16 protein-coding genes are annotated in these 25,701 nt (G+C 58.4%); 8 read left to right on the top strand and 8 right to left on the bottom strand.

Annotated features, from left to right (window positions below; translation table 11 throughout):
- Positions 1–20: 20 nt before the first annotated feature.
- The 3 genes from IEX74_RS06600 to IEX74_RS06610 all read left to right on the top strand — a co-directional run bounded on the left by IEX74_RS06600 (position 21) and on the right by IEX74_RS06610 (position 8,990).
- Positions 21–4,931 (top strand): T9SS type A sorting domain-containing protein, encoded by a 4,911-nt coding sequence (locus IEX74_RS06600; protein WP_188812327.1) that lies wholly within the window; start codon positions 21–23, stop codon positions 4,929–4,931.
- 203 nt (positions 4,932–5,134) lie between these two features.
- Positions 5,135–6,058 carry an NAD(P)/FAD-dependent oxidoreductase gene (locus tag IEX74_RS06605; RefSeq protein ID WP_188812329.1) on the top strand — a complete coding sequence of 308 codons (924 nt, stop codon included), beginning with the start codon at positions 5,135–5,137 and terminating at the stop codon, positions 6,056–6,058.
- 424 nt (positions 6,059–6,482) lie between these two features.
- Complete coding sequence (locus IEX74_RS06610; RefSeq protein ID WP_188812331.1) at positions 6,483–8,990, top strand: DUF5686 and carboxypeptidase-like regulatory domain-containing protein; 2,508 nt, start codon at positions 6,483–6,485, stop codon at positions 8,988–8,990.
- 187 nt (positions 8,991–9,177) lie between these two features.
- Here the strand turns inward: IEX74_RS06610 and IEX74_RS06615 are convergent, their stop codons facing one another.
- A complete protein-coding gene (locus tag IEX74_RS06615) occupies positions 9,178–10,401 on the bottom strand; it encodes an alpha/beta hydrolase family protein (RefSeq protein ID WP_188812333.1) in 1,224 nt (407 codons plus the stop codon).
- A 307-nt stretch (positions 10,402–10,708) separates the two neighbouring features.
- On the opposite strand from IEX74_RS06615, the gene IEX74_RS06620 reads away from it, so the two are divergent.
- From IEX74_RS06620 to IEX74_RS06630, 3 genes are read left to right on the top strand one after another with little or no spacing between them, the layout of a single operon-like run.
- Positions 10,709–11,308 carry a 2Fe-2S iron-sulfur cluster-binding protein gene (locus IEX74_RS06620; protein ID WP_188812335.1) on the top strand — a complete coding sequence of 200 codons (600 nt, stop codon included), beginning with the start codon at positions 10,709–10,711 and terminating at the stop codon, positions 11,306–11,308.
- Positions 11,309–11,310: 2 nt separating this feature from the next.
- On the top strand, positions 11,311–12,303 hold the full coding sequence (locus IEX74_RS06625) for an FAD binding domain-containing protein (protein WP_188812337.1): 993 nt from the start codon (positions 11,311–11,313) through the stop codon (positions 12,301–12,303).
- An 11-nt stretch (positions 12,304–12,314) separates the two neighbouring features.
- Positions 12,315–14,555: a xanthine dehydrogenase family protein molybdopterin-binding subunit gene (locus IEX74_RS06630; protein ID WP_188812338.1), complete on the top strand. Its 2,241-nt coding sequence runs from the start codon at positions 12,315–12,317 to the stop codon at positions 14,553–14,555.
- A 102-nt stretch (positions 14,556–14,657) separates the two neighbouring features.
- Here IEX74_RS06630 and IEX74_RS06635 read toward each other — a convergent pair whose 3' ends face one another.
- The 5 genes from IEX74_RS06635 to IEX74_RS06655 all read right to left on the bottom strand — a co-directional run bounded on the left by IEX74_RS06635 (position 14,658) and on the right by IEX74_RS06655 (position 22,430).
- Entirely contained in the window at positions 14,658–15,284 is a 627-nt protein-coding gene (locus tag IEX74_RS06635) for a cyclase family protein (protein ID WP_188812340.1), read from the bottom strand.
- A 95-nt stretch (positions 15,285–15,379) separates the two neighbouring features.
- Positions 15,380–17,338 (bottom strand): amylo-alpha-1,6-glucosidase, encoded by a 1,959-nt coding sequence (locus IEX74_RS06640; RefSeq protein ID WP_188812342.1) that lies wholly within the window; start codon positions 17,336–17,338, stop codon positions 15,380–15,382.
- A gap of 141 nt (positions 17,339–17,479) precedes the next feature.
- Positions 17,480–20,110 carry an MGH1-like glycoside hydrolase domain-containing protein gene (locus tag IEX74_RS06645; RefSeq protein ID WP_188812344.1) on the bottom strand — a complete coding sequence of 877 codons (2,631 nt, stop codon included), beginning with the start codon at positions 20,108–20,110 and terminating at the stop codon, positions 17,480–17,482.
- Between the two features lie 227 nt (positions 20,111–20,337).
- On the bottom strand, positions 20,338–21,153 hold the full coding sequence (locus IEX74_RS06650; RefSeq protein WP_188812346.1) for an SDR family oxidoreductase: 816 nt from the start codon (positions 21,151–21,153) through the stop codon (positions 20,338–20,340).
- 203 nt (positions 21,154–21,356) lie between these two features.
- A complete protein-coding gene (locus IEX74_RS06655; protein WP_229755140.1) occupies positions 21,357–22,430 on the bottom strand; it encodes an aminotransferase class I/II-fold pyridoxal phosphate-dependent enzyme in 1,074 nt (357 codons plus the stop codon).
- A gap of 230 nt (positions 22,431–22,660) precedes the next feature.
- Between IEX74_RS06655 and IEX74_RS06660 the strand changes: the two genes are divergently transcribed.
- Both IEX74_RS06660 and IEX74_RS06665 read left to right on the top strand, forming a co-directional pair.
- Positions 22,661–23,104 carry an SRPBCC family protein gene (locus IEX74_RS06660; protein ID WP_188812348.1) on the top strand — a complete coding sequence of 148 codons (444 nt, stop codon included), beginning with the start codon at positions 22,661–22,663 and terminating at the stop codon, positions 23,102–23,104.
- A 146-nt stretch (positions 23,105–23,250) separates the two neighbouring features.
- A complete protein-coding gene (locus IEX74_RS06665; protein ID WP_188812350.1) occupies positions 23,251–24,444 on the top strand; it encodes a class I SAM-dependent rRNA methyltransferase in 1,194 nt (397 codons plus the stop codon).
- Positions 24,445–24,521: 77 nt separating this feature from the next.
- On the opposite strand, the gene IEX74_RS06670 is transcribed toward IEX74_RS06665, so the two are convergent.
- Both IEX74_RS06670 and IEX74_RS06675 read right to left on the bottom strand, forming a co-directional pair.
- Positions 24,522–25,418 carry a prohibitin family protein gene (locus IEX74_RS06670; protein ID WP_188812352.1) on the bottom strand — a complete coding sequence of 299 codons (897 nt, stop codon included), beginning with the start codon at positions 25,416–25,418 and terminating at the stop codon, positions 24,522–24,524.
- Positions 25,419–25,443: 25 nt separating this feature from the next.
- On the bottom strand, positions 25,444–25,656 hold the full coding sequence (locus IEX74_RS06675) for a hypothetical protein (protein ID WP_188812354.1): 213 nt from the start codon (positions 25,654–25,656) through the stop codon (positions 25,444–25,446).
- Positions 25,657–25,701 lie beyond the last annotated feature (45 nt).

Consider the following 25,701-nt stretch of genomic DNA (forward strand, 5'->3'; position numbering starts at 1 on the left):
GGAACGTTTCAAAGGGCTTTTTGAAGCCCTCTGGCTATACCAACAACGGCAAGTTTACCTATTCCGATGATCAACGCATGTACGTGTTGCTCAAGCCCGGCGAGACGGTATACTACGGAGTGCATCGTATTCCGCATGCTCTCAACAACGTAACTAATGGAGCAGTAAACCAGCATAACCTGATTATCAGCGCGCGCTGGAGTGCCGATGGTAAAGGAATAGGTACTGTTGGCCGCGTGTCAAAAATCTACCGCGACTCATCTACAGCCAATACGACTGCTGCCCTGCGCGGATCGGCCTTTCTAACCCCGCAAGCCGGCGTAATTGCCGATACTGTCCAGAACCGCGTAGGTCCCAAAGTAGGCGGACTACCAGCTAACGGTTACACGCCGCTTGCGTATACTAACAGCACAGGTGCCACACAGTATGTATGGTTTGAATTTGTGCAGGAGGGGGAGTTTACAGCAACAGGCACCTATAATACTGCCTTTACTGAATCGCAGCGCTTCTCCACGTACGACTTCTGGGATTTCACGGTCAAGGATAATGCGGGCGTGGAAAAGCCCGGCCGCCTGTTCAGCAAGCAGTGGGCTTTTTCATCCGGTGGCGGATCGAACGTTTTCTCTGCTGCTTTCAACATGTACCCGCTTATTCCGAGCCCTCTCAATGTAGGTCGGTACTTTGTAAAGAAGTTTGAGTTGGCGGGCCTTGCCCCTCAAAACCTTTTCCGTTTCGTGTCGAACAGCAAGGGTTCTACGGCTAGTGCCACCGACTTTACCATGTCGCGCAAGAGCCAGACGACGGAGCTTGACTACCCAGAGTACTTCAACTTCGTAAATGACCCCGATCCAACAGTCTGGCCGAGTGCTGATGATCCTGACCTGAAGGTGGTCTCTACCGCGTCGTACTGCAAAGGCACCGGTGGCGTGATGGATTTTTTTGTTAGCTCAGCGCTTGGCGGTAACATCAACATTGTTATTGACCTGAACGGCACAGTCGGTTACCAGGCTGGCACTCGCGATGTGCTCATCTCTCAGACAATTCCTGTGGGAAATTCCCGTATTCAGTGGAATGGTCTTGATGGTCTGAACGCCGTTGTCAGCTCGGGTACGAAGGTTACGCTTACCTTCAAAAACAGTATCTCTCCAATTGCACCCGTAAACTTTCCACTCTACGATGCCGAGAACAACGTAGGGGGTTTCCGGATTCAGAACGTGCGACCAGGCCGGCAAGGCTTCGACGTGTTGTACTGGGATGATTCTAACCTGAGTACTACATTGTTTCCTGACGCTGCTGCTACTCCACGGGTTCAGGCTGCGGGTGTGTCTTCTATCAATGGTGTTCACTCTTGGGGGGGAGCCACTGGTACTACTAACGCTGGTGACAACTATCTGGTAAATACCTACACCTACGGCAACACGGAGCAGCAGACCCGCGACTTCACGTTCACGTACGTGTGTGACCCGGATGGCGACGGCATAAACGATAACCTGGACATCGACCAGGACAACGACGGCATCACGAACACAGCGGAAAGCGGCGGTATCGATCCGACTACTATTACGGTCACCGGCGTGCCTCGCTACCTGGATCCTTACGAAGCCAACTTCGTGGACATCAACGGCGACGGGGTGAACGATGTGTACGACTTGGATCTGGACGGACGTCCAAACTTCCTGGATGTTGACGCTGATGGAGATGGCATTCCGGATGCCATTGAGGCTAACGGCGGCACAGCCCCTACGGGCTACGTAGCTACTACTAACCGGATCGGCGGCACTATAGGCGCCAATGGTATGCCTGATGCAGCCGAAACTGCGGCTGAGAGCGGTGTTACGAAGCTGCCGCTCACGAATACTGACAACGTTGGTCGTCCTGACTTTTTGGATATCGATTCCGATGACGATGGCATCGTGGATAACATCGAAGCGCAGGCTAGTGCGGAATACCAGGCACCATCGGGCATCGATACCGACTACGACGGCATGGATAACACCTATGACCCGACGCCTGGCGGCACCGTAGCAGCGGGTACGGCCGTACTTATCACCAATACGGATGGCGCTGACCTACCCGACTATCGTGACCTGAACTCGGATAATGACTCGCGCACTGATGCAGTAGAAGGCTGGGACACAACCAACGATGGTGTAGCCAGCACCGTAGCAAACGGCGTCGATGCTGATGGCGACGGTCTGGATGATGCTTTCGATAACAACACCACGCTTACTAACCCTACGAACGGGCAGACGCCAACGTCGTTTCCAAACCTAGGTACTCCTGGCACAACTGAACGCGACTGGCGCGAAACCTTTACGCCCGCCAGCGTTGCTACTATCACGATCAGCGGCCGCGTTTTCGATGACGTAAACTACGGCGGTGGTGCAGGGCGTAACTACACAGCAGCAGCGACGGCGGCGAGCAGCTTTACGTTGGGGCGTGCTAATGCGGTAGTAGAGCTGTACGATGCCAATGGCGCGTTTGTCGCTACTACCATTACCCCGGCAGGAGGCGTATACACTTTCAACCTGGCTAACCAACCCGCTGGCAGCTATACAGTACGCGTTGTGAATAGATCCGTGACCAGTGCACGAACTGCTACTGGTATCACAGGAACCACCACGTCAGTTTTGCTGCCTGTGCAGACCTATGCGAACGGAGCCATTAATAAAGTGGGCGGCGAGGTGCCTAGCAAGACAGATGCGCCGGCCAACACGGGTACCCAAACGCTAGCGGATATCATCAACGGTACCACCACGACTGCCCAGTCCATCACAGGCATTACAATCCCTTCTACTTCTACGACAACAGCTACGGTAACCGGGGTTGACTTCGGCTTTAACTTCGACGTTATTAGCAGTACCAACTCTTCGGGGCAAGGCTCGCTGGCGCAATTCATTACAAACTCGAACGCTTTGTCGAACACAAACCTGAATCAGACAGGCCTGGCTACCCCTGGCGTCGAGACGTCTATCTTCATGATTGGCGATGGTAAGAGCACCAGCACGCCTCCTCCTGGCTTGCGGAGTGGCATAAGTGGCGGCGTCGATCCAAACACGGGTATCGCAACAATTAAGCTGACGACGGCCCTGCCAAACATCGTAGACGCAAGGACAAACCTAGATGGCTCCCGCCAAACTGCCTTAACGGGTAGCACGCCCACGTCGAGCAGCGATTCCTCAACTGACCCGGAGGTTGTAGTTGACTTTAACAGCTTGAAGGGCTTGTTTGTGACGGGTGCTAACACGCGTATTGCTTCTATTGGGCTAAATAATGCTGCTGGCACAGTTGCTACTGCTGCTACTGGTGCTATCTTCTCGGATGGCGCTGCTGTGACCTTTAGCAGTGCTACCACAGCCGGCTCCGTACTCACGGATGTAACGGCGCTGAACAGTGCCAGCGCCGGAGTGCGGATACAAGGCAGCACTACTACAGCAGCTGGAAGTGCTACCGTCGCAACGAATATCACTATCACGAATAACGTGTTCAATAATGGCACTGCTTACACTGTAAGTGGCAGTGTGCGCGATGGAGATGGTATCAACCTGGTTGGCGTATCTGGCAATACCATTACTGGTAATGTTATCAACAACAACAAAGGTTTCGGAATTTACCTAGCAACTACTGCCAACACGAATAACAACATCTCGAACAACATCATCCGCGGCAACGGCTCTGGTAGCAGCACCGATGACGCAGGTATTGCCATTGCCTTTGGTACGAACAACCTGATCAGCAAGAACATTATATCGGGAAGTACTGGAGATGCGATTGTGGCCTTCCAGAGTACTGCTACGAGCACTTCCGGCAACCGCTTCACGCAAAACCAGACGACCAGCAACGGTAAGCTAGGTATCAACTTGACTAATACAACGGTAGCGGTTGCTCCTGACGGTGTTACGACAAACGTGGATAGTGGCACGGCCACTGGTCCGAACGGCCGCCTCAACTTCCCGGTGTTCACCCAGGCCACCATCAACGGCGGCGTGCTGCGCGTAACCGGCTACTCGCCGCCCGGCGCTCTGATCGAGATTTTCCTGGCCGATAATGACCCTACTAAGTTCGGGGAAGGCAGAACGTACCTGACCAGCGCAACGGAAGGTTCGTCGGCTGACCTAGATTCGAAATGGGGACCTTATTCGGGCAACATGTCGGCCAACGGCATTGCCGCCTCGGCCGTCAGCTCGGGCTCGGAGACGAATGCCAGCCGCTTCATGTTCAGCCTGCCGCTCACGTCCGATCAGCTGTCGCTCCTGCAAACGGGTGGCGCGCAGATTACGGCTACTGCTACTGCCCTGAGTACCACACTCGTGAATGGAGTGGCTGTAGGCAATACGTCGGAATTCTCGGCCAACGCCTTCCTCGTGACAACGCCGCTGCCCGTGGAGCTAACTAGCTTCCTCGTGCAGGCTAAAGTCAACGATGCCGTGCTAAGCTGGACGACCGCTTCGGAGAAAAACAACGACCACTTCGCCGTGGAGCGCTCCGCAGATGGTAAAAACTTCGTGCAGGTAGGCAAGGTGCAGGGCCATGGCACGAGCACGGCCGTCCACAGCTACCGCTTCGTAGAGGCTAGCGCTGCCCGCCACGGTCAGCTCCTCTACTACCGTCTGCGTCAGGTAGATGCTGATGGGGCCGAAAGCTTCTCGCCGGTGAGCACCGTGAGCTTCGCGGCGGCAGCTGCCGCAACGGAAGTAGGAGTGTACCCGAACCCCGCTACGACGGAAACAACCCTGGACCTGACAATGCTGCCTGCCGGTACGTACTCGGTGAGCGTGACGGACCTGACCGGCCGCTCGTATTCGGTGCAGCAGCTAATAGGTGGTCAGAGTCACCTCCTCGACCTGCGGGGTGTTTCGGCCGGTGCCTACCTGCTCGTCATTCGGGGTGAGAACACCCTGCTAACTCAGCGCCTGCTGAAGCAGAATTAAGCACCACATTTCGCGCAACTATCTTAAAAGTCCCGCCCGATGGCGGGACTTTTTTGTTTGGAACGAGTTGCAAACCTAGGTATGTGGCCCGCAGCTAGCTCCTCCTTCCGAACCCGCAGCCTGATTTGTCGTTGTAGATGGCCGAATCTATTTGCGTTATGGCTACTTCTTCTGCTCCCGTTCGCCGGAAAAAACCTTCTTCAATGCCCACCACCGACTACGATGTCGTGATTGTGGGGGGCGGCTGCGCGGGGCTGAGCGCGGCTTTGGTGCTGGGCCGGTGCCGTCGGCGCGTGCTCGTCTGCGACGGCGGTCCTCCGCGCAATGCGCCCTCGCCAGGCGTACATGCCTTTCTGAGCCGGGACGGGATTCTGCCGCAGGAACTGCTGCGCATCGGGCGCAAACAGCTGGAGCCGTATCCGGCCGTCGTGATCCGGCCGGGGCGCGTGCTGACGATAGCGGCCGAAGACCACCATTTTACCCTTACTGCCGATAGCGAATCGGGCCGACCGGCTACCATCACCACGCGTAAGGTGCTGCTAGCCACGGGCGTCGACGACGAACTGCCGCCCATTGACGGGATGCGCGAGCTGTGGGGCCGGGGCGTGCTGCACTGCCCGTATTGCCACGGCTGGGAAGTGCAGGATCAGGCCTTAGCTGTATATGGCCGCGGCAAAACCGTGGCCGGTTTGGCGTTGCTGGTAAGCCGGTGGTCGCGCGATGTGGTGGTGTGCACCGATGGCCCCGGCGGTCTTTCCGAAAATGCCCGCCAGCGGCTGCGTGCTCAGAATATCGGGATTCGGGAAGAGCCCATTGCGCGCTTGCAAGGCAATAAGCGGGGCGACCTGAAGTGCATCGTCTTTGCAAATGGGGAAGAGCTGGAGCGACAAGCCATATTCGTGCACCCAAATCAGCACCAGCGCGGCACGCTCGCCGAGCAGCTAGGTTGCCGCATGACCAGCAAGGGCGCTATCTGGGTGGATAAATACGTGCAAACCTCCGTGCGCGGCGTGTACGCAGCCGGCGACATGACGCCCGGTTCGCAACAAGCCGTGATTGCCGCCGCCGAAGGAGCCCAGGCCGGTATCTTCCTGAATGAGCGCCTGACCAAAGAAGAGTGCTTCTAAGCCGGTCAGCGGGAGAAATCTGGCGTTCGCCACCAGAACGTCATTAACAGAACGTCATTCCGAGCTTTGCGAGGAATCTCGCGTGGCGTCGTTGTGGTGGTAAACCTTGACGGTTGAATTAGCATTGCACGCGAGATTCCTCCTATCGTCGGAATGACGTTCCTGGTCGGAATGACGTTCTGGTAGTAAGGACAGTAGGAAAGAAGCCCACTTGGGCTTCTTTTTGCTTTCTGACCCTCAGCAGCTACTGTCTGACCTAGGTTCAGGCAGCAGCTTCGCAACGAATGATAAGAAGACTATCAGTTGATTAGCGAAAACTCTGCGGGCGGCTATTCGTCTAATAGCTAGTTTTTCCGGCGGTCGAATGCGTATCTTTCAAAGCTGGGAACTATGCTCGTTGCGCGTGGGCTTGTCTGCTTGACTTATGAGAAGTGTTTCCTTCCTGCTTTTACTGTTGCTGCTCGTGGCCGGCATCTCGCCGGCCTGGGCTCAGCGCATCGTGCTGAGCGGGCAGGTAACGGAAGCTACGACCGGACAGCCGGTGCCATTTGCGTCGCTGTTTCTGCCCGGCACCTCGGCGGGCGTGACGGCCGACGCGGAAGGCCGCTACGAATTGGCCACCACCGAGCGCGCCGATTCGCTGGCGGCTTCGGCCATGGGCTTCAAGGTGCAGAAGAAGCGCATTACCACTGATTTTCAGCAAACCATCAACTTCGCCCTGCCCAATAGCGGCGTGACCCTGGGGGAAGTGACGGTGCGGCCCACCGAAAACCCAGCCTACGAGATTCTGCGCCGGGTGCAGTCGCACCGGCCCCAAAACGATAAGCGCTACCTGGAGGCGTTTGCCTTCGACAGCTACAACCGCGTGGAAGTAGCAGTGAACAACCTGCCCGAGCGCGTAACCCAGCGTCGCCTGCTGCGCCAGATGACAGCCGTGGCCGATAGCCTAGGTCAGCCCCGCGACGCGAACGGCAAACCCATCATGCCGATTTTTGCCTCTGAGGTGCTTTCTCGCTACTACGTGCGGCGCGAGCCCAGGCGCAAGCGCGAGGAAATCCGACACACCCAGCTGCGGGGCATGGCACCACGCGACGGCTCGGTGCTGTCGCAGATCCTAGGTTCGTCGTTTCAGGACTGGGACTTTTACCCGAACTGGCAGCAGTTGCTAGGCAAAGATTTTATCTCGCCCATTGCCGACGGTTGGAAGTTTACCTACGAATACGAGCTACAGGATTCCGTCTATCTGGGCAAAGACTGGTGCTACAAGCTGGGCGTAACGCCGCGCCGGCCACATGACCTAGCTTTCACGGGCACCATCTGGATTACGGCCGAAACTTACGCCTTGCGCCGTGTTGATCTGACGGTGAGCCCCGAGGCTAACCTTAACTTTGTGAGCCAGATACAGGTGTATCAGGATCTGGCGCCCACGGTGGCGGGTCCGTGGCTGCCGACTCGCACGCGCGTGTTCATTGGGCTGAAGCCCGGCGGCAAGCAGCTGGCCGGCATCACGGCCAAGTTCACGACGGTAAACCAGAACTTCGAGGTAAACCATCCGCAGCCGCTGGCGTTCTACGACCGGCCGGTGGAGACGGCACCCGACGCGTATGACGCGCCGAAAAGCTTCTGGGAAAACAACCGGCCCGACTCGTTGTCGGTGGAGGATGCGCGCACGCTGGCCGTGCTCGATTCGGTGCAGAAGCTGCCGGCCGTGCACTCGGTGATGGAGTTGGCCGATGTGTTTGTGAACGGCTACAAGCGCGTGGGCTTGTTCGACCTAGGTCCGGTGCTGAGCACGTACGGCTTCAACAATATCGAGGGAAGCCGCTTCCGCTTTGGCTTTCGCACCACCCCTGAGCTAAGCCGCAACTGGCTCGTGCGCGCCTACGGTGCCTACGGCACCCGCGACCAGCGCTTCAAGTACGGCGTCCGGGTCAGCCGCATCCTGAACCGCGACAACTGGACGGTGATGACGGCCGAGCGCCGCCACGACCTCGACCAAGTGGCGCTGCTCGACAACGACTACGGACTGGAAAACCCGTTATTTGAAGCCGCCGCTCGCCTGGGCAACATCAGCAGCAGTCGCCCATTGATGCGTAATCTGAACACAGTCAGTCTGCAAAGCGACTTGTTTCGGGGCTTCACGCAGAAAGTGACTTTGCGGCAGCAGAACTTCGATCCGCTGTATCCTTTTGCCTACTACACTGACGACCGGACGCCTGGCGCGCCCGTTGCCGATCAGTTTTCCCTGTCGGAGCTTGTCCTGGAATCGCGCTACGCCCGCGACGAAGTGCTGGTGCAGAGCCAGAACCGCCGCTACGCAATGGGCCTGATGAAGTGGCCCGTGTTTACGCTGCGCTACACCCTAGGTCTGGATAACTTCCTGAGCAGCGACTTCAAGTACCACAAGCTCACCTTTCAGGTTAGCCAAAGCGTGCGCCTGGGCCAGCTTGGCCGCACCGACTACATCCTCGACGCGGGCTACATCCCGAGCACCGTGCCGTATCCCATCCTGAAATCCCACCTCGGCAACCAGTCGCCGTTCTACAACGTGGGTGCCTTCAACCTGATGCGCTACTTCGAGTTTGTGAGCGACCGGTACGTGTCTTTTCAGTTCGAAAACCACTTCGAAGGCTTCCTGGTGAACAGCATTCCAGCACTTAAGCAGCTGAACTGGCGTCTGGTAGCAACCGGCAATATTCTCTACGGTGGCGTAAGTCAAGCGAATCGCACCATCACGCCGCCCGTCAGCCTGGGGGGCGAGCCGCTGCCTACCTTTCAGTCACTGGGCCACTTGCCTTATGCCGAAGTCGGCTACGGCGTGGAAAACATCTTCAAGATAGCCCGCGTAGATTTCCTGCACCGCCTCACCTACCGCAACTCGCCTGGTGCCAAGGATTTTGGGGTGAAAGTGAGCTTTCAGTTTAAGCTGTAAAAAAGGAAGGAGCTGGAAGCTAGAAGTGAGGAGAGAACGTCATGTCGACCAACGGGAGACATCTCGCGTGCTGAGGTTGTAGTAGTAAACCCTAACGATTGGATTACCATTGCACGCGAGATTCCTCCTGCCGTCGGAATGACGTTCTCTCCTCACTTCTAGCTTCCAGCTCCTAGCTCCTCAACCTCTACTTATCCAGCGACTGTAGCCACGGTAGGGCGTTCACCATCATCGGCTCGATGCTGGTGCGGTGCATGCCGCCCGGGATGGGGAAGAACTCGACGTTGGTGGCGCCGGCGGCTTTGAAGCGGTTGAAGGTCGTTTCGGAGGTTTGGTAGAACACCGATTCGTCATTGGTGCCGTGGTAGAGGCGCGTGGGACTCTCTGGCACCCAGTCGCCGAAGCCATTGTCAGCTAGCTTTTGTTTCAGAACCAGCTCGCCGTTCGGGTTTTTCAGGTTGGCGTAAAACGTGGGGGTGAACAGCGCCGCCGGGCTGGTGGTCAGCTCCGCATTGATTTCATCGGTGGTTTTGGTGCCATTCAGCAGGCCCGGAATCTTGCCGGCGTACGGTTCCTGGAAAAACTCAGTCAGCGGCCGGTTCCAGGTATAAGTCGTGTTGTACGCCTGAATGATAAACGCCAAAAAGGAAGGGCTGGCATAGGTAGGCACGGTGGCGATTAGGTTCATAAAACCGGTGAGGTCGTAGCCGCCGGCGCCCTCCGCGGCGGCCGTCACGGCCAGGTTATGCCCGGCGTGCGTCTCGATTTCCTGCTGCGCAGCCATCGTCACGTAGCCGCCTTCCGAATAGCCCACCAGAAACAGGTTGTCGTTGATGGCCACGCTCTTGGTTGCCAGAAAATACTGCGCTGCCTTCACCATGTTCACCACCGCCAAGGCGCTGGCTGGCTTGTCGTAATATGGGTGAAAGATGTTCTTGGAGATGCCATAGCCGATAAAATCGGGGATGACCGTGACGAAGCCGGTGGAGGCAAACAGCTCGAAGCCGCTGAAGGTATTTGGGAAGTTGGAGGGCGCATCCGACTGCTTGAACATAGTGCCGTGCTGGGCGCTGAGCAGAGCCGGCGCTGTGGGCGTGCCCTGCGGAATGCCGAGCAATCCGGACGCCTGAATGTCCTGGCCCTGGTACTTGACTTTATACACGAAACGGTAGAACGTCACGTCGTACTTGGCGAAAGGCGCAAAGTTGCCAAGCCCCGACAATACGGCCAGGCCTTGCAGCGTCACTTTGGGCACCGTCGCAATCAGGTCGGCCGACACGAACAGCTCCTGCCCATCCGGCTGCGGGGTAGGCAGCGGAGTAGGCGGATCGTTCTGAAAAATGTCGCAGCTGGCCAGCACGGCCAGCCACAAAAGCAGGAGCCAGCGAAAGGGAGTACGGTTACGGAGCATAGTTTTCTGGAGGTTTGGTATGGTGTAGGTGGTTAAGAGTGAGTAGTTTACGTTAATAGTGAGACAATGCAAAGTAGAAATTGAAAAATACCTAGCCAGGTAAAAGCTAGGTACTACCGGTAGCTACTTGCTGCGGCCTTAAAAAACGCACTGCTGGTCGGAGAGGTAGGCGGCGCCTCACATAAAGACGTGTGTAAACTCACTCGTAGCAACCTTATGACTTACCGGGAAGTAGATGCACGGAGCACAGGTAAGCTCTTTATTGCCACGCGCTTTCGTTCTGGTCAACTACTATTCAGCCCCTCTTATGAGCTTCTCCATCGAGCAAATCCTGCGCGGGGATCTTCCCCGCGGCGGGCAGTCGCCGCCTGCCGCTGCGGACCCTGGCCTTCTTCCGGTCAGCCTGCGCATCAACGGGCACGACTACCACTTGCAGCTGGAGTCGCGTGTGAGCCTACTCGACGCTCTACGCGAGTTCATTGGGCTGACCGGCACCAAGAAAGGCTGCAACCAGGGCGCCTGCGGTGCTTGTACGGTACTGGTTGATGGCGAGCGGGTTAACTCCTGCCTAACGTTCGCTGTGATGCACGAGGGCCAGGAAATTACCACCATCGAAGGCCTGGGTCAGCCCGACAACCTGCACCCGCTGCAAGCCGCTTTCATCGAGCACGACGGCTTTCAGTGCGGCTACTGCACGCCGGGCCAGATCTGCTCGGCCTTGGCCATGCTGAAGGAAGTGGCGCAAGGCGACGCCAGCCTCGCGACCTCCGATCTGACGAAAGCGGAAGTGGACCTGACGGATGAAGAAATACGGGAACGGATGAGCGGAAACATCTGTCGCTGCGGCGCTTACCTAGGTATCGTGGATTCTATCCGCGACGTGTACGAGCAGCAAAAGGGCCAGTAAGCATGAGAGCTTTTACCTACACCCGCGCTGCTGATACTAGCGCCGCGCTTGGTGCCGCTATTCAAAACCCGGAAGCCAAGTTCATCGGCGGTGGCACCAACCTCGTAGACTTGATGCGCGAAGAAGTCGAGCGGCCGAATGAGGTTATTGACATCAACCGTTTGCCCCTCAGCCAGATTGAAGAATTGCCCGACGGCGGCCTGCGCCTCGGCGCCCTGGCGCGCAACAGCCACACGGCCAACCATCTGCTTGTACGCCAGCGCTATCCGGTGCTCACGCAGGCCATTCTGAGTGCGGCCTCACCGCAGCTGCGCAACCTGGCTACCAACGCTGGCAACCTCTTGCAGCGCACCCGCTGCTACTACTTCTACGACATCACAGCGCCCTGCAACAAGCGCCAACCCGGCTCGGGCTGCGCGGCTATTGGGGGTTTCAACCGCATCCATGCCATTCTGGGCACCAGCGAGCAGTGCATTGCCACGCACCCCTCGGATATGGCGGTGGCGCTGGCAGCCCTCGATGCGACGGTGCAAGTGCAAAGTGCTAATGGACAGCACAGTATTCCTATTGAAGCGTTTCACCGCCTGCCTGGCGACACGCCCGAGCAAGACACGAACCTAGGTCACGACGAGCTGATTACGGCTATTGACCTGCCGGCTACGCCGTTTGCCACCAGCTCGCTCTACCTGAAAGTGCGCGACCGACCTAGCTTTGCTTTCGCGCTGGTGTCGGTGGCGGCGGTGTTGAAAGTAGCGGATAGTCAGATAAAAAATGTGCGCCTAGCCCTAGGTGGCGTGGCGCACAAGCCGTGGCGGGCGCACGCGGCAGAGGAAATACTAACGGGCGCTCAACCTACTGCGGAAATCTTCCGCCGTGCTGCGGAAGCGGAGCTGCAAGCTGCCATTGGCTACGAGCATAATGCCTTCAAAATTGAGTTAGCCAAGCGCACCATCGTGCGGGCTTTAACTACCCTTACCGAACGTCACCTAGCCTAGGTTGTAAGCTGATGAAAACCAAAGAAGTAGGTCGACCGCTCGACCGGGTTGACGGCTGCTTGAAAGTAACCGGCCAAGCGCGCTACACGGCCGAAATACCAGTTGGGCAGGTGGCGTATGGCGTGCTCGTGCGCAGCACCATTGCCAAAGGCCGCATCGTAGCCTACGATACCAAAGCCGCTGAGCAGGCGCCCGGCGTGCTGGCCGTGATAACCCACGAAAATGCGCCTAAGCGGCACCCCACCAAGGAGTTTGACCCCAGCGACAAAGAGCCCAGCGCCTCACCCACTACCCTACTGGTGCTCAACACAGATGAGGTAAGCTGGCATGGGCAGCCCGTGGCCGTAGTAGTGGCCGAAACCCTCGACCAGGCCGAGCACGCCGCGGCGCTGGTGCGCGTCAGCTACGCAGAAGCTGAGCCAGCGCGGCTATCATTGGTGGCCGAAAAGCCGCGGGCTTTCGTGCCTGAAAAGGTGCTGAACGAGAAGCCCGAAGTAAAGCAGGGCAACGCCGAAGAAGCCCTGGCCGCCGCGCCGTTCAAGATTGACTATACCTACACCACGCCACCCTATAGCCACAACGCCATTGAGGCGCACAACACCCTGGCTTATTGGGAAGGCGAAGATCAGTTAATCGTTTACGATTCAACGCAGTACATCTTCGGGGTGCGCAAAATGCTCTCGGAAATGTTCGCGCTATCGGAAGAAAACGTGCGGGTTGTTTCGGCCTTCGTGGGCGGGGCTTTTGGCAGCAAAGGCCGCGCGTGGCCGCACGTCGGGCTGACGGCCATGGCGGCCAAAGTAGTAGGCCGACCGGTGAAAGTGGACCTACCGCGCAAAGACATGTTCTACATGGTCGGGCCGCGCACACCCAGCGAGCAGCGCGTGGCCCTAGGTGCCGACGCGGAAGGCCGACTGCAAGCCGTGATTCACACCGGCACCACGGCCAGCTCCACCAGCAACACCTTCGCCGAGCATTTTTCCTTTGTCACGCGCCACCTCTATGCCAGCGCTAACATCCTGATTCAGCAGAAGTTGGTGCGGCTCGATATGGTGCCTAATACCTTCATGCGGGCGCCAGGTGAAGGCATTGGCACGTTTGCGCTGGAGTCGGCGATGGATGAGCTGGCCTACGCGCTGCGCCTCGACCCCATCGAGCTGCGCCTACGCAACGAACCCGGGAAGGACCCGACCATGCACGTTCCGTTTTCGAGTCGACACCTGAAAGAATGCTTCGCACAAGGAGCCGAAAAGTTTGGCTGGAACCAGCGCAACCCCGAGCCGCGCAGCCAGCGGGAAGGGCCGTGGCTGATCGGGCAGGGCGTGGCCAGTGCTTTTTACCCCGCCAACAAGCGTAGCGCCGAAGTCAAGGTCCATATTTCTATTGATGACACGGTGGTGTTGCAGAGCGCCACCCACGAAATGGGGACTGGCACGGCTACCGTGCAAGCCCAAAATGCTGCCGATCAGCTAGGTTTGCCCGTCGGAAAAGTGCGCTTTGAGTATGGCGATTCCTTGTTGCCCAAGGCGAACGGCAGCTTCGGATCCACTACCACCATCACGGTGGGCGGAGCCGTGGAGCTAGCCTGCGAAGACCTCAAGCGCCAGTTGCTGCGCCTGGCTGTGAAACACCCCAGCTCGCCTTTGCACGAAGCTAGCTACGATGACCTCGAAGCCCGCGACAATGGACTGTTCTACAAAGATCACCCAACGCAGGGCGAAACCTACGCGGCTATCCTGGCTCGCGAAGGGAAAGACAGCCTCGAAGCGCAGGCTAGCTTTCCAGCTTTTCTGAAGGAAAAGCTGGAAGAAATGGCCTACTCTTTCCATTCGTTTGGGGCGCAGTTTTGCGAGGTGCGCGTGCACGAGGATACGGGCGAGGTGCTGGTGTCGCGCTGGGTGGGTGTGTACGATTGCGGCACCATCCTGAACGAGAAAACCGCCCGCTCGCAATTCCTGGGTTCTGTGACCATGGGCATCGGGATGGCGCTGTGGGAAGAAACCAAGTGGGACTTGCGCGACGGCCGCATTCCGAATTCCAGCCTCAGCGAATACCATGTGCCTGTTGCCGTCGGCTTGCCGCGCATTGAGGTGCACGCACTCAGTATTCCCGACCCACACACCCCGTTAGGCGCGCACGGCGCCGGCGAAATCGCTGTCACCGGTGCTGCGGCTGCCATTGCCAATGCCGTGTATCACGCCACCGGCAAGCGCATCCGCAACCTGCCCATCACGCCCGATAAGCTGCTGTAGAACGATGTAGCGCGAAGCTCCCGCTTCGCGTATCGTTGAACGACTGGCACCTAGGTCTTGCTAACGTAATCGTTCAACGATACGCGAAGCGGGAGCTTCGCGCTACAACTGCCTGAGCAGCACCCGCGCCGGAGCGCCGTCCGAGCCTTTGATCTTCAGCGGCAAACAGATCATCTCGTAGGCACCTGGCTCGACGTGCTGCAAGGCCAGGCCTTCTATCACCGTAATGCCGTTATCGAGCAGCGCGTGGTGGGCTTCTGGTCCTCCAACTGACAGATAATCAACGCCCACGCAAATGACACCTTTCTCCTGAAGAAACTTGGCGGCATCTGCTGCCAACGCCACAAAGTCTTTTTTGAAAGGAGCTGTAGCCCACTCCGCGGCCGAGTTGCGGGTTTTGAACAACACCCGCTCGCTGGGCGCCAGCGGCAGATCCTGGATTTCGCTGAGCTTAATAGCCTCTGGATCTTGTATTTGCACCAGCCGCACGGGGCCCATCAGGGTAGCCAGGTCGAGTGTGGTCACATCGTCGCCATTGGCAATGAAGTGCAGCGGCGCATCGACGTGCGTGGCCGTGTGGGCGCTCATCGAGAGCTTGGTTACGTTAGCAGCATCGCCGTTGGCAATGCTGGAAGTGTGGGTGATGTGAACGGGCGCGTTGTCGGGCCAGTGTACCATGCCATCTTCGATGGTGGTGGTCACGTCAATCCAGGTGGCGGGGGCAGGCATAAAGAGAAAGTTATCGGTTAAGTTAATGCTTACAAGGCGCCTCACCCCCTAGCTCCCTCTCCGAAAAGGAGAGGGAGCTAGGGGGTGAGGCGCTTCTATTCTGTTTGTAGTTCAACTGCCACGCGCAGCACTTCGGCCACGCTCCAGGCCTGCGCTATGCAGCCGCGGGGCCGGTGCGGCGCTTGCCCATCAAATATTTCGGAGATGGTGCCTACACCGGCTTCGCGCAGATGATAGGTCAGCGCATCCAAAACCTGGCGGGCCTTCTGCCGACCTAGGTCTGGGCCGTATACGTGCAACAGCGCATCTACATACGGCCCGAGCAGCCAGCTCCAAACGGTACCCTGGTGGTAAGCACCGTCGCGCTGCCGCAATGACCCTTCGTAAATGGGTTGATACCTAGGATCTTCGGGTGAAAGGCTGCGCAAGCCGACGGGCGTGTATAGGTGCTTCTCGACGACGGCGAGCACCTGCGCTGCTCGTTCGCCGGTGAGCAGCGGGAAGGGCAGGCTGAGCGCAAAGAGCTGGTTAGGCCGAATGCTCGCGTCAGGTAAGCCATCTGGAGGGAGGCAGTCGTAGAGGCAACCCAGGTCGGCATTCCAGAAGCTAGGTTGAAAGGCAGCGAAGACTTGGCTGGCTTGCGCTTCCATCTCTTGCCCCTTTTCAGGTGAACTGAAATCGTAGGCCAAGGCCGAAGCTATGCGCAAAGCGTTGTACCACAAAGCGTTTATTTCTACAGCTTTGCCTTGGCGCGGCGTCACGACCCAGCCTTCAACTTTGGCATCCATCCAGGTAAGCTGCTGGCCTTCTTCGCCCGCCGAGAGCAGGCCATCTTCCGCGACGTGAATGCCGAAACGGGTGCCACGCTGGTGCCAGGCCAGAATGTCGAGGAGTACCGGCAGCAAGGTTTCGCGCACAAATTCATCGTCGCCGCTTGCTTGGCGGTAGTGGTAAATGGCCACGAAAAACCATAGCGTCGCGTCGACGGTGTTATACTCGGGCGCTTCGCCCGAATCGGGAAAGCGGTTGGGCAGCATCCCCTCGCTCACCGATTCGGCAAAGGCTTGCAGGATGAGACGGGCATCAGCGAGGCGGCCGGTGGTGAGGCACAGGCCCGGCAATGCAATCATGGTGTCGCGGCCCCAATCAGTAAACCAATGATAACCAGCTACTACGGTTTTTAGATCAGCGCCGCGTCGTACGATAAACTGGTCGGCGGCGAGAGTTAAGATGCGCTGAAGGCTGTCGGGTGCGGCATTGGGAGGGAGCAAGGCCGTGCGCCGTTGCTGCTCCTGGGCCAGCAACGCGGCTGCATCACGCCCGGCCGGCGAACTGGTAGAAACCAGAATCTGAACCGTAGCACCTAGGTCTAGAGGCAGAGAAAACGAGCCGGGACTGAATAAATCTTCGTGGGTGGACTCACCGCGTTCCTGCTCCACGGCATATTCTAACTGATAGAACCACAGTGACCTAGGTTCGTACGTGGCGCCGGGCACGGAGATAAACAGATCCGGCGAGCTGGGCTGCGGCCTGATCTGAAACACGTCATCGGTGCGAGTAAAATCGGGCTGCGAAGAGTCATCGGCGTGACGGAAATCATGGCAGTTGCGGCCTGCCAGGAAGGGTAGCAGCTCTAGCGTGAAAGACGCCTCGGCCGCCAGCACTTCGTACTGAATAAGCGTAGTGTTTTCGCCAGCCAGTGCTACGATAGTTTTGCGTAGCGTCACGCCCCCAGCTTCGTAGGTAAACTCCGGGAAAAGGTCGCGCCGGAATTGCGTAAGGTATTGGTAGCCTTGCGGCTGCACCGCGCCGGGGTACTGATTACAACCTAGGTCATGACGCTGCCCGCCGATAATCAGCGTTTCGTCTAGCTTCGATAACAACACCTGCCGATCGACGGGCGGGCGAGTGGCGGCCACCAGCAAGCCGTGGTAGCGCCGACTGTGTGCGCCGCTGATGGTGGAGCTGGCCCAGCCACCTAGGTTATTGGTTTCCAGCCACTCACGGCTTACGGCTTGGTTGAAATCCTGGGTGATGGTAGCGTCAAACGTCATTTAATAACAGGCATGTAGGAACGCACCACGGCGCGTTCGGCGTTGAACGACCCTCCGTTAGCTCAGGTTAGATAATTCTTTGGACAGATCAATGCAAAATTGGGCATGCGGGCGCGGACGAGAACGCGCCGTGGCGCGTTCCTACGGCATGATGCGAGGTTGCAACACCTTGGCAATCAGCCCCGTCCAGCCGGTTTGGTGACTGGCGCCCAGGCCGCGGCCGTTGTCGCCGTGGAAATACTCGTGAAATAAGAGGTAGTCGCGAAAATTAGGGTCCGTCTGCAAGCGCTTATCGCCGCCGAAAGCAGGGCGCTGGCCCTGACCATTACGCAAAAAGAGCTTGGTAAGCCGTTCCGTCAAGGCATCGGCAATTTCCAGTAGTGTCGAATACTGGCCCGAGCCAGTTGGATACTCCACCTTGAAGTCGTCGCCGTAGTAGTGGTAAAAGCGTTGCAACGATTCAATCAGCAGGAAGTTGATCGGAAACCAGATCGGCCCGCGCCAGTTGGAGTTGCCGCCAAACAGGTCGGTAGCCGATTCGCCCGGCTCGTAGTTGATGGTAAAGTCCTGCTTGGGCGTATGATACACGTAAGGGTGCTCGGCGTGGTAGCGCGACAAGGCCCGGACGCCGTATTCGGAGAGGAACTCGGCTTCGTCGAGCATCCGCTTCAGCAGGCGTTTCACCCGGTGGCCGCGCAGCAGCGAGAGCAGGTGCCGGTCGCCCTTGCCCGGCTCCTGCCACCGCGACACAAGGCTGGCCAGCTGGGGCCGGTTATCCAAAAACCAGTTCATGCGCTTCACAAACCTAGGTGCCTCCTTGAGCAGATCCTCGTCGAGCACCTCTACTGCAAACAGCGGAATCAGCCCCACAATGGAGCGCACTTTCAGAGCGTGTCGGCCTTTATCAGGGGTGTTCAGCACATCGTAGTAAAACTCATCTTCGTCATCCCAGAGGTCTAGGCCGGCATTATCGGCGTCAGTCATGGCCCCGGCAATGTAGAGGAAGTGCTCGAAGAACTTGCTAGCCAAGTCCTGGTACACGGGGTTGGTTTTGGTCAGCTCCAGCGCCATACGCATCATATTCAGCGTGTACATGGCCATCCAGGAAGTGCCGTCGGCCTGCTCGATGTAGAAGCCCGCGGGCAACGTCGCATTGCGGTCGAACACCCCAATGTTGTCCAACCCCAAGAAGCCGCCCTGAAAAATGTTCTTGTTGTGATTGTCTTTGCGGTTCACCCACCACGTGAAGTTGAGCAGCAGCCGGTGAAATACCGATTCCAAAAAGGCCGTGTCGCCTTGGCCGCCGCTTTGTTTTTGCTCCATCTTGTACACGCGCCAGGTGGCCCAGGCGTGCACCGGTGGGTTCACGTCGCCGAGCGCCCACTCGTAGGCCGGCAGTTGGCCGTTGGGGTGCATATACCAATCGCGCAGCAGCAGGCGCAGTTGGCTTTTGGCAAAATCCGGGTCGAGTTGGGCCAGCGGCAGGCAGTGAAAAGCTAGGTCCCAAGCCGCGTACCACGGGTACTCCCACTTGTCAGGCATCGAGATGATGTCGGCGTTGTTGAGGTGGCGCCAACCGCTATTGCGGCCTTCACGCCGCTGCTTAGGTGGGGGCGGCATGGCGGGGTCGCCGTCGAGCCACTCGGTCACGTCGTAGTAGTAGAACTGCTTGCTCCACAGCATGCCCGCAAACGCCTGCCGCTGCACGTTACGCGCATCTGCGCTCTGGATGTCCTTTTGAACTTCCTGGTAAAATGAGTCTGTTTCGCTGCGGCGCTGCTTGAGCAGTCTGTCGAAATCAGCGAAGGGCGAAGCTAGGTCGGGGCTGCCCAGCCGTAGCCGTACCGTCTGGCTTTGGCCGGGGGCCAGCGTTAGGGTGTAGTGCACAGCTGCCTTGGTGCCTTGCTGCTCGGGGTTGATGGCCGCCTGATTGCCGTGGAGCAGGTATTCGTTGACGCCGTCTTTGAAAAACCGCTCGTACGACCCAGCATGGTACAGGCGCGGGGCATTAGTGACATTATCGCAAAACAACAACTCTGGCTGCTGGTCGCAGTAGAGGCGTAAGTCGGGCAGTTCGCGGTGCTCCACGGCGATGGTACCCGGCGCAGCTACGCTGAGCTGTGGCCGGTAGTCGTCTTTGCCCCAGGCCCAGGTGTTGCGAAACCAGAGCTGCGGCAGCACATGCACGGTAGCCGTCTCCGGCCCCCGATTCACGACCGTGTACTGAAGCAGCAGGTCTTCGGGGCTAGCTTTGGCGTACTCCATAAACACGTCGAAGTAGCGGTCTTCGTGGAAGGCGGCCGTATCCAGCAGCTCAAATTCCGTTTTGCCGCGACCCCGACGGGCGTTTTCCTGCACCAGCCACGCGTACGGAAACGCGTGGTGCGGGTACTTATACAGCATCTGCATGTAGGAGTGCGTGGGCGTACTGTCGAGGTAGTAATACACCTCTTTCACGTCTTCGCCGTGGTTGCCCTCGGCCCCACTCAGCCCAAACAGGCGTTCTTTTAGAATGGGGTCGTGTCCGTTCCATAGCCCCAACGCCAGGCACAGCAGCTGCTCATCGTCGCTGATGCCACCTAGGCCCTCTTCGCCCCAGCGGTAGGCGTAGCTCCGGGCCATGTCGTGAGTCACGTAGTTCCAGGCGTCGCCGCTGGCACTGTAGTCTTCGCGCACCGTGCCCCATTGCCGCTCCGATAAATAAGGGCCGAAGCGCCGCCAAGGAGCTTTCTTGTCCTTGGCGTCAGCCAAGCGTTGGTGTTCTGGAGTCATGATTCGGCTGTTAGCTATTGGCTGAGGGCTGTTAGCTGCTAGTGAAGCTAGGTAGAAAGTCGTTTTGAGTCATGCTGAGCCTGCCGAAGCATCTCTACTGCTTCGTTGCACAAGCATTGGAGTTACCATTGCGGTAGAGATGCTTCGACAGGCTCAGCATGACAGGCCATTTTCAGGACTTCCCGACAGCTAATCGTTTTGAATAGCTAGCAGCTACCAGCCAACAATCACCCATTATCCGCAAAGCCCGGATACAGAGTCATGCCGCCGTCGGCGAAGATGGTGGTGCCGGTCACGTAATCGGCCTCGTCGGAAGCCAACCAAGCGGCTACGTCGCCGATGTCGGACACCTCGCCAATGCGGTTGTACGGGATGAGCTTTAGGAGTTTAGCGGCGGCTTCGGGCGTTTCCCAAGCTTCGTTGTTGATGGGCGTTTTGATGGCGCCCGGCCCGATGCTGTTCACCCGGATCTTGTGCGGGGCTAGCTCCTGGGCCATGCTTTTCATCAACAGCATAATGCCACCTTTAGAAGAGGCATAATTGACGTGGCCGGCCCACGGAATAACTTCGTGCACCGAACTCATGCAGATGATTTTGCCAGTGGCCTTGGAAATCTCGGGCTGCGGACCGCGGCGCACAAACTCACGGGCGGCCTCACGGGCGCACAGAAACTGACCGGTCAGGTTCACGCTGATTACCTTGTTCCACTGGTCCAGGGTCATGTCCAGGAACTTCGCATCTTCCTGAAGGCCAGAGTTGTTGATGAGAATGTGCACCGTGCCAAGCTGATCGATAACCTGCTTAAACATGCTTTGCACGTCCTCTTCCTTGCTTACATCGGCATGGATGGTGATGGCCTTGCCACCTAGGTCTTCAATCTCCTGCTTGGTTTTATTGGCGCCTTCCTCATCGTGGTGATAGTTCACGACCACGGTAGCGCCGTCGGCGGCCAGCGCTTTGGCCACGCCAGCCCCGATACCGGAGCTAGCCCCCGTTACCAGGGCTATTTGATTGACTAATCGTTGTTTAGGTGAAAGAGCCATGGCTGGTATGTACGGTTTTAGAGCTGGAAGGAAGTGGGTTCAATAAGACAGAAGACGAGTGTTTAACACATGAAGTTGTGCTTTCACCTGCCGGCGAGTCTTGACGTAGTGCGAGCTTTGTGGTCCGCACCTAGGTCAGTCGTAGTGCGGACTACAAAGTCTGCGCTACTTTGCTGCCCGTGCAGGCGCTTGAAAACCAATACCTAGCCTTGCTGAAGATGCTCGGCGAAGCTGCGCACCAGCTCCGCCACCAGCGCAATATCGTCGGGGATGTGCAGGCTGCTGAGCACCACGCGGGTGATGCACGGATCGGCCGGGGTGGGATACACAAAGCTGGAAATCAGTACGTTGTGCTGCTCCAGATAAGCCGCTAGCGCATTCAGCGGCGTGTAGAAAACCGGAAAGTCCTGGGCGAAATCGAACAAGCTCAAGGCTTCAACTCCCTCGGCAAATTGAGCTAGGTTAGCTTGTAGCTGCGCCCGCGCCTGCCGGTACAGCGCAGTAGCCCGCACAAACGCATATAGGTAGGCGGGCACCACCGGCGAGCTGGCCCCGAAGAAGCCGCTACGCCGCAGTTGCGCCACAAACGTTTCGTCGGATAGCACCACCCCGCCCGGCACGCCACACGCTTTTCCCAAGGAGCTGACTACCACCAGCCGCACCGACGCAGGTACTTGGATTTCGGAAATAATGCCGGCGCCATCCTGCCCAATAACGCCGAAGCCATGCGAATCGTCGAGGAGCAAGGTGATGGGCCGGTCGGTGGGCAACTCGGCGGTCCAGCGGAAGTCGTAGCGCTTCACCCGCAACGGGTCCAGTGAGTTGCTGACGATAACCACGGGCTCCGGGGGCGTGGAAGCTAGGTTGTCAAGTAGTTGCCGGCTCCAGGCGTCGTAGGAAGGTGGGTTGGTGGTAGCGGCTGGATGCTCGGCCAGCCAGGCGGCCGGATGTGTGCCGGGCGCGTACTCAAAACGGCCGTGGTTAGCCAAGGCTCGCACGGCCATCTGCCCCGCCAAGTAACCCGATGATACGGTAAGAGCCGCCTCCGCGCCGGTCTGGGCGCGAAGCAGCTGCTCTGCTTCCTCGAACACGGCCAGCTGCAAGTTGGAGTGGCGCGAGCTGCTGTAGTTGGTGCCGTAGTGGCGCATGCCCTCCTGCACCAGCTCGGCAAAGGCTACATTGCGGGCCATACCTAGGTAGCTGGTGCCGCTGCAAAACAAGTAGTCGCGGCCATGCGCCGTGAGCGTGCGGCCGGGTAAGTGGTCGAGGATTGGCACAGTGGAGCTAGGTTAGGAGCTGAGTAAGATAGCAGGTAGCGCGTCTCGTTGTACGATGTAGCGCGAAGCTCCCGCTTCGCGTGTCGTTGAAAGATTATCGTTGCCGCATCCTAGGTGTAAGTCGTTCAACGAGGCGCGAAGCGGGAGCTTCGCGCTACACCGTGCAATGAGAGGCGTTGCATTCGTCTCGCTCAAGCCGAACAAAACGGTTGACCTTGCGTTGCCTAGCTATGCACGTCACTCTGCGCACCCACGTTCGTCAATCGCCTGCTCAGGTTATGGCTGGTTTCAATCAGGCTTTGTTTGTGAGCCTGGCGCCGCCTTTCCCCAAGCTGAAGCTGCTGCGCTTCGACGGTTGCCGCCGCGGCGACGTGGTAGAAATCGAGCTGCAAACCGGCCCCCTGCGTCAGCGCTGGACCAGCCTCATCACCGACGACGGCGTGCAACCCGACGGCACCCACTACTTCATCGACGAAGGCCAAACGTTGCCGAAGCCGCTGCGTTTCTGGCGCCACCGCCACCTCATTGAGCCCGCACCCGATGGAAAGGGCAGCGTGATTGTCGATGCCCTGGAATACCGCACCGCTTTTCGCTGGCTCGATGCCTTGTTGTACCCGGCCATGTGGGCGCAGTTTGCCTACCGCAAGCCGATCTACCGGCGTACGTTTAACTGATTAGGATTAGGCTGTAGTTGCACGATGTAGCGCGAAGCGGGAGCTTCGCGCTACATCGTGCAACTACAGCGCCCGCGGAACTTTGCGCGGCGGCAACTGCTTCGGCGGATGTACCTTTGTCGCTTTCATTTCCGAATCAGTTGCTCATGCCCGCCACCATCACCCTCAAACCTGGTAAAGACCAATCTCTCCGCCGCTTGCACCCGTGGGTGTTTTCGGGCGCTATTGCCCGCATGCAAGGGCAGCCCCAGGAAGGAGAAGTGGTAGCAGTGCAGGCCGCCAATGGCGAGCCGCTCGGCGTAGGCCACTATGCGCCTGGCTCCATTGCCGTGCGCATGCTGCGCTTCGGTGCAGATGCCGCTGAGCCCGGCGCCGGGTTTTGGGAAGAGCGGCTGCGCAATGCTTACCAGCTGCGCCAAAACCTAGGTCTGACCGGCAGTGACCCGCAAACCAACGTGTACCGCCTCGTGCACGCCGAGGGCGACGGTCTGCCCGGCCTGATTGTAGACGTGTACGACAATGTAGCTGTGCTGCAAGCACACAGCGCCGGCATGTACCACGCCCGCCCCCAAATAGCCGTCGCCTTGCAGCAAGTGCTCGGCGGAAACCTGCGCGCCATCTACGATAAAAGCGCTGAAACGGTACCCGCCAAAGCTGCCCCCGACGCGAAGAACGGTTACCTCTTCGGCCAGTCGAGCGGCGCTGAGCACATCGTGCACGAAAACGGCCACCCGTTCGCTGTCGATTGGGAAACGGGGCAGAAGACTGGCTTCTTCATCGACCAGCGCGACAACCGCCAATTGCTGGCCCGCTACGCGCCCGGCCGCCGCGTGCTCAATACGTTCTGCTACACCGGTGGCTTTAGTTCTTATGCGCTGCAAGCCGGCGCCGAGCTGGTGCACTCCGTGGATAGCTCCAAGCGCGCCATCGAACTCACCGACCGCAACGCCGAGCTAACCGGCCTGGCCAGCAAGCACGAAGCGTATGCCCAAGATGTGTTCAGCTTCATGAAAGCCAGCCAGGAGCAGTACGACCTCATCGTGCTCGACCCGCCGGCGTTTGCCAAGCACCTCTCCGCCCGCCACAATGCCCTGATGGGTTATAAGCGTCTGAACATCGAAGGCCTGAAGCGCATTGCGCCGGGCGGGCTGCTGTTCACGTTCAGCTGCTCGCAAGTGGTTTCGGCTGAGCTGTTTGAGGGTGCGGTGCTGGCTGCGGCCATCGAAGCCGGCAGGCCCGCGCGCATCCTGCACCGCCTCACCCAGCCCGCCGACCACCCCGTGAGCTTGTTTCACCCGGAAGGCGAGTATTTGAAAGGGCTGGTGCTGGCGGTCGGATAATCAGACTCGAACTACATAAAAGAGAGGCGTCACACCTACCTAGGTGTGACGCCTCTCTTTTATGTAGCAGCAATAAGCTACTGCTTCGGCGTACTGCCAACAGGCGGAAGCTGCAACAAGAATTGGCCGCCACCGCCACCCGAAGTATACGTCGGCACGTTGCTGCCGCCTTTTTCCCAGGCTTCAATCCAGCGCATTTGCACCAGCAGCGGTGTGAGCGACTGTTGCTGCTTTTCGTTGGCGTAGGCTTGCGCATCGGCAGCAATGCGGATGGCTTTGGCCCGGCCTTCGGCTTCGGCGATGTTGATGCGGGCTTGGGCTTCGGCCTGCCGGATGCGGTTTTCGGTTTGTAAGCCGGTTTGCACGGCCGTGTTCTTGGCATCGATGGCGGCTTTCAGGCTCGCGGGCGGCTCCAGCTTCGTGGTGATTTGCTGAACGGTGAAGCCCATGGCTTGCAGCTGGCTCACGAGGTTGGCTTTCACCTGCGCTTCGTAGCTGCCGCGGTTGCTGATGAGGCTGTCGGCGGTGTAGCGGTTGGTGGCCACGCGATACGCCTCGTACACGGCGGTTTTCAGGAAGCCTTCCTCAATGGCCGGCAGCGGTCGGCGGTACTGGCGAAAGATGTCGTCTACCTTATCCGATTGCACAAAGTAGTTGAGGCTAGGTGCTACGCCGAACCCTGAACCATCCTTGCTCTGCACTTCAAACTCCTCGTACTCTTTGTGTTGGGTGTAGATCGGAAACTCGTACACGGCCGTGCTCAAAGGGCTATAAAACACCCAACCCGTGGTGTAGGTGATGTCGTCGACACCGCGGGAAGAGCCGGCCAGGTTTACCTTGATACCCACGTTGCCGGCGTCGATGCGCTCAACCTTGATCAGGCTGCACCCGGCGATAAGTGCCACAAACAGGAGACCTAGGTAGATAATCGGTCGGAGCCAGCTGCGGCCTGGATTGAGTTGAAATTCTGCCATAGAGCGTAGGAAAAGGAGTGGAAGGCTAGTTGAAAAAATGGCGGGTAAGCGCCCGTCCGGCTTGGTACAAAGAAAAGGCCACACCCACTGCTAAGACCGTCATACCTAGGATGCCGCAGCTAAAGCGCCAGGTGGAAGAACGACTCATCCAATCGAGGCAGATGGGCACGGCCTTCGGCAGCACGCCCGCGTAAAACACCAGCCAGCCAATCAGCCATATTCTGGACCAGCGAATCATTCCCTATCTCAGTTAATATAGGTTGAAATTTATATTTTTATCTGG

Origin of the sequence: Hymenobacter cavernae (assembly GCF_014641455.1) — a bacterium.
In the GTDB taxonomy this organism is placed as follows: Bacteria; Bacteroidota; Bacteroidia; order Cytophagales; family Hymenobacteraceae; genus Hymenobacter; species Hymenobacter cavernae.

Bases quoted from the DNA above. Each gene is read 5' to 3' on its own strand.
- IEX74_RS06605 (WP_188812329.1), top strand. From the start codon at position 5,135: ATGCCCACCACCGACTACGATGTCGTGATTGTGGGGGGCGGCTGCGCG.
- IEX74_RS06610 (WP_188812331.1), top strand. From the start codon at position 6,483: ATGAGAAGTGTTTCCTTCCTGCTTTTACTGTTGCTGCTCGTGGCCGGC.
- IEX74_RS06615 (WP_188812333.1), bottom strand. From the start codon at position 10,401: ATGCTCCGTAACCGTACTCCCTTTCGCTGGCTCCTGCTTTTGTGGCTG.
- IEX74_RS06620 (WP_188812335.1), top strand. From the start codon at position 10,709: ATGAGCTTCTCCATCGAGCAAATCCTGCGCGGGGATCTTCCCCGCGGC.
- IEX74_RS06625 (WP_188812337.1), top strand. From the start codon at position 11,311: ATGAGAGCTTTTACCTACACCCGCGCTGCTGATACTAGCGCCGCGCTT.
- IEX74_RS06630 (WP_188812338.1), top strand. From the start codon at position 12,315: ATGAAAACCAAAGAAGTAGGTCGACCGCTCGACCGGGTTGACGGCTGC.
- IEX74_RS06635 (WP_188812340.1), bottom strand. From the start codon at position 15,284: ATGCCTGCCCCCGCCACCTGGATTGACGTGACCACCACCATCGAAGAT.
- IEX74_RS06640 (WP_188812342.1), bottom strand. From the start codon at position 17,338: ATGACGTTTGACGCTACCATCACCCAGGATTTCAACCAAGCCGTAAGC.
- IEX74_RS06645 (WP_188812344.1), bottom strand. From the start codon at position 20,110: ATGACTCCAGAACACCAACGCTTGGCTGACGCCAAGGACAAGAAAGCT.
- IEX74_RS06650 (WP_188812346.1), bottom strand. From the start codon at position 21,153: ATGGCTCTTTCACCTAAACAACGATTAGTCAATCAAATAGCCCTGGTA.
- IEX74_RS06660 (WP_188812348.1), top strand. From the start codon at position 22,661: ATGCACGTCACTCTGCGCACCCACGTTCGTCAATCGCCTGCTCAGGTT.
- IEX74_RS06665 (WP_188812350.1), top strand. From the start codon at position 23,251: ATGCCCGCCACCATCACCCTCAAACCTGGTAAAGACCAATCTCTCCGC.
- IEX74_RS06670 (WP_188812352.1), bottom strand. From the start codon at position 25,418: ATGGCAGAATTTCAACTCAATCCAGGCCGCAGCTGGCTCCGACCGATT.
- IEX74_RS06675 (WP_188812354.1), bottom strand. From the start codon at position 25,656: ATGATTCGCTGGTCCAGAATATGGCTGATTGGCTGGCTGGTGTTTTAC.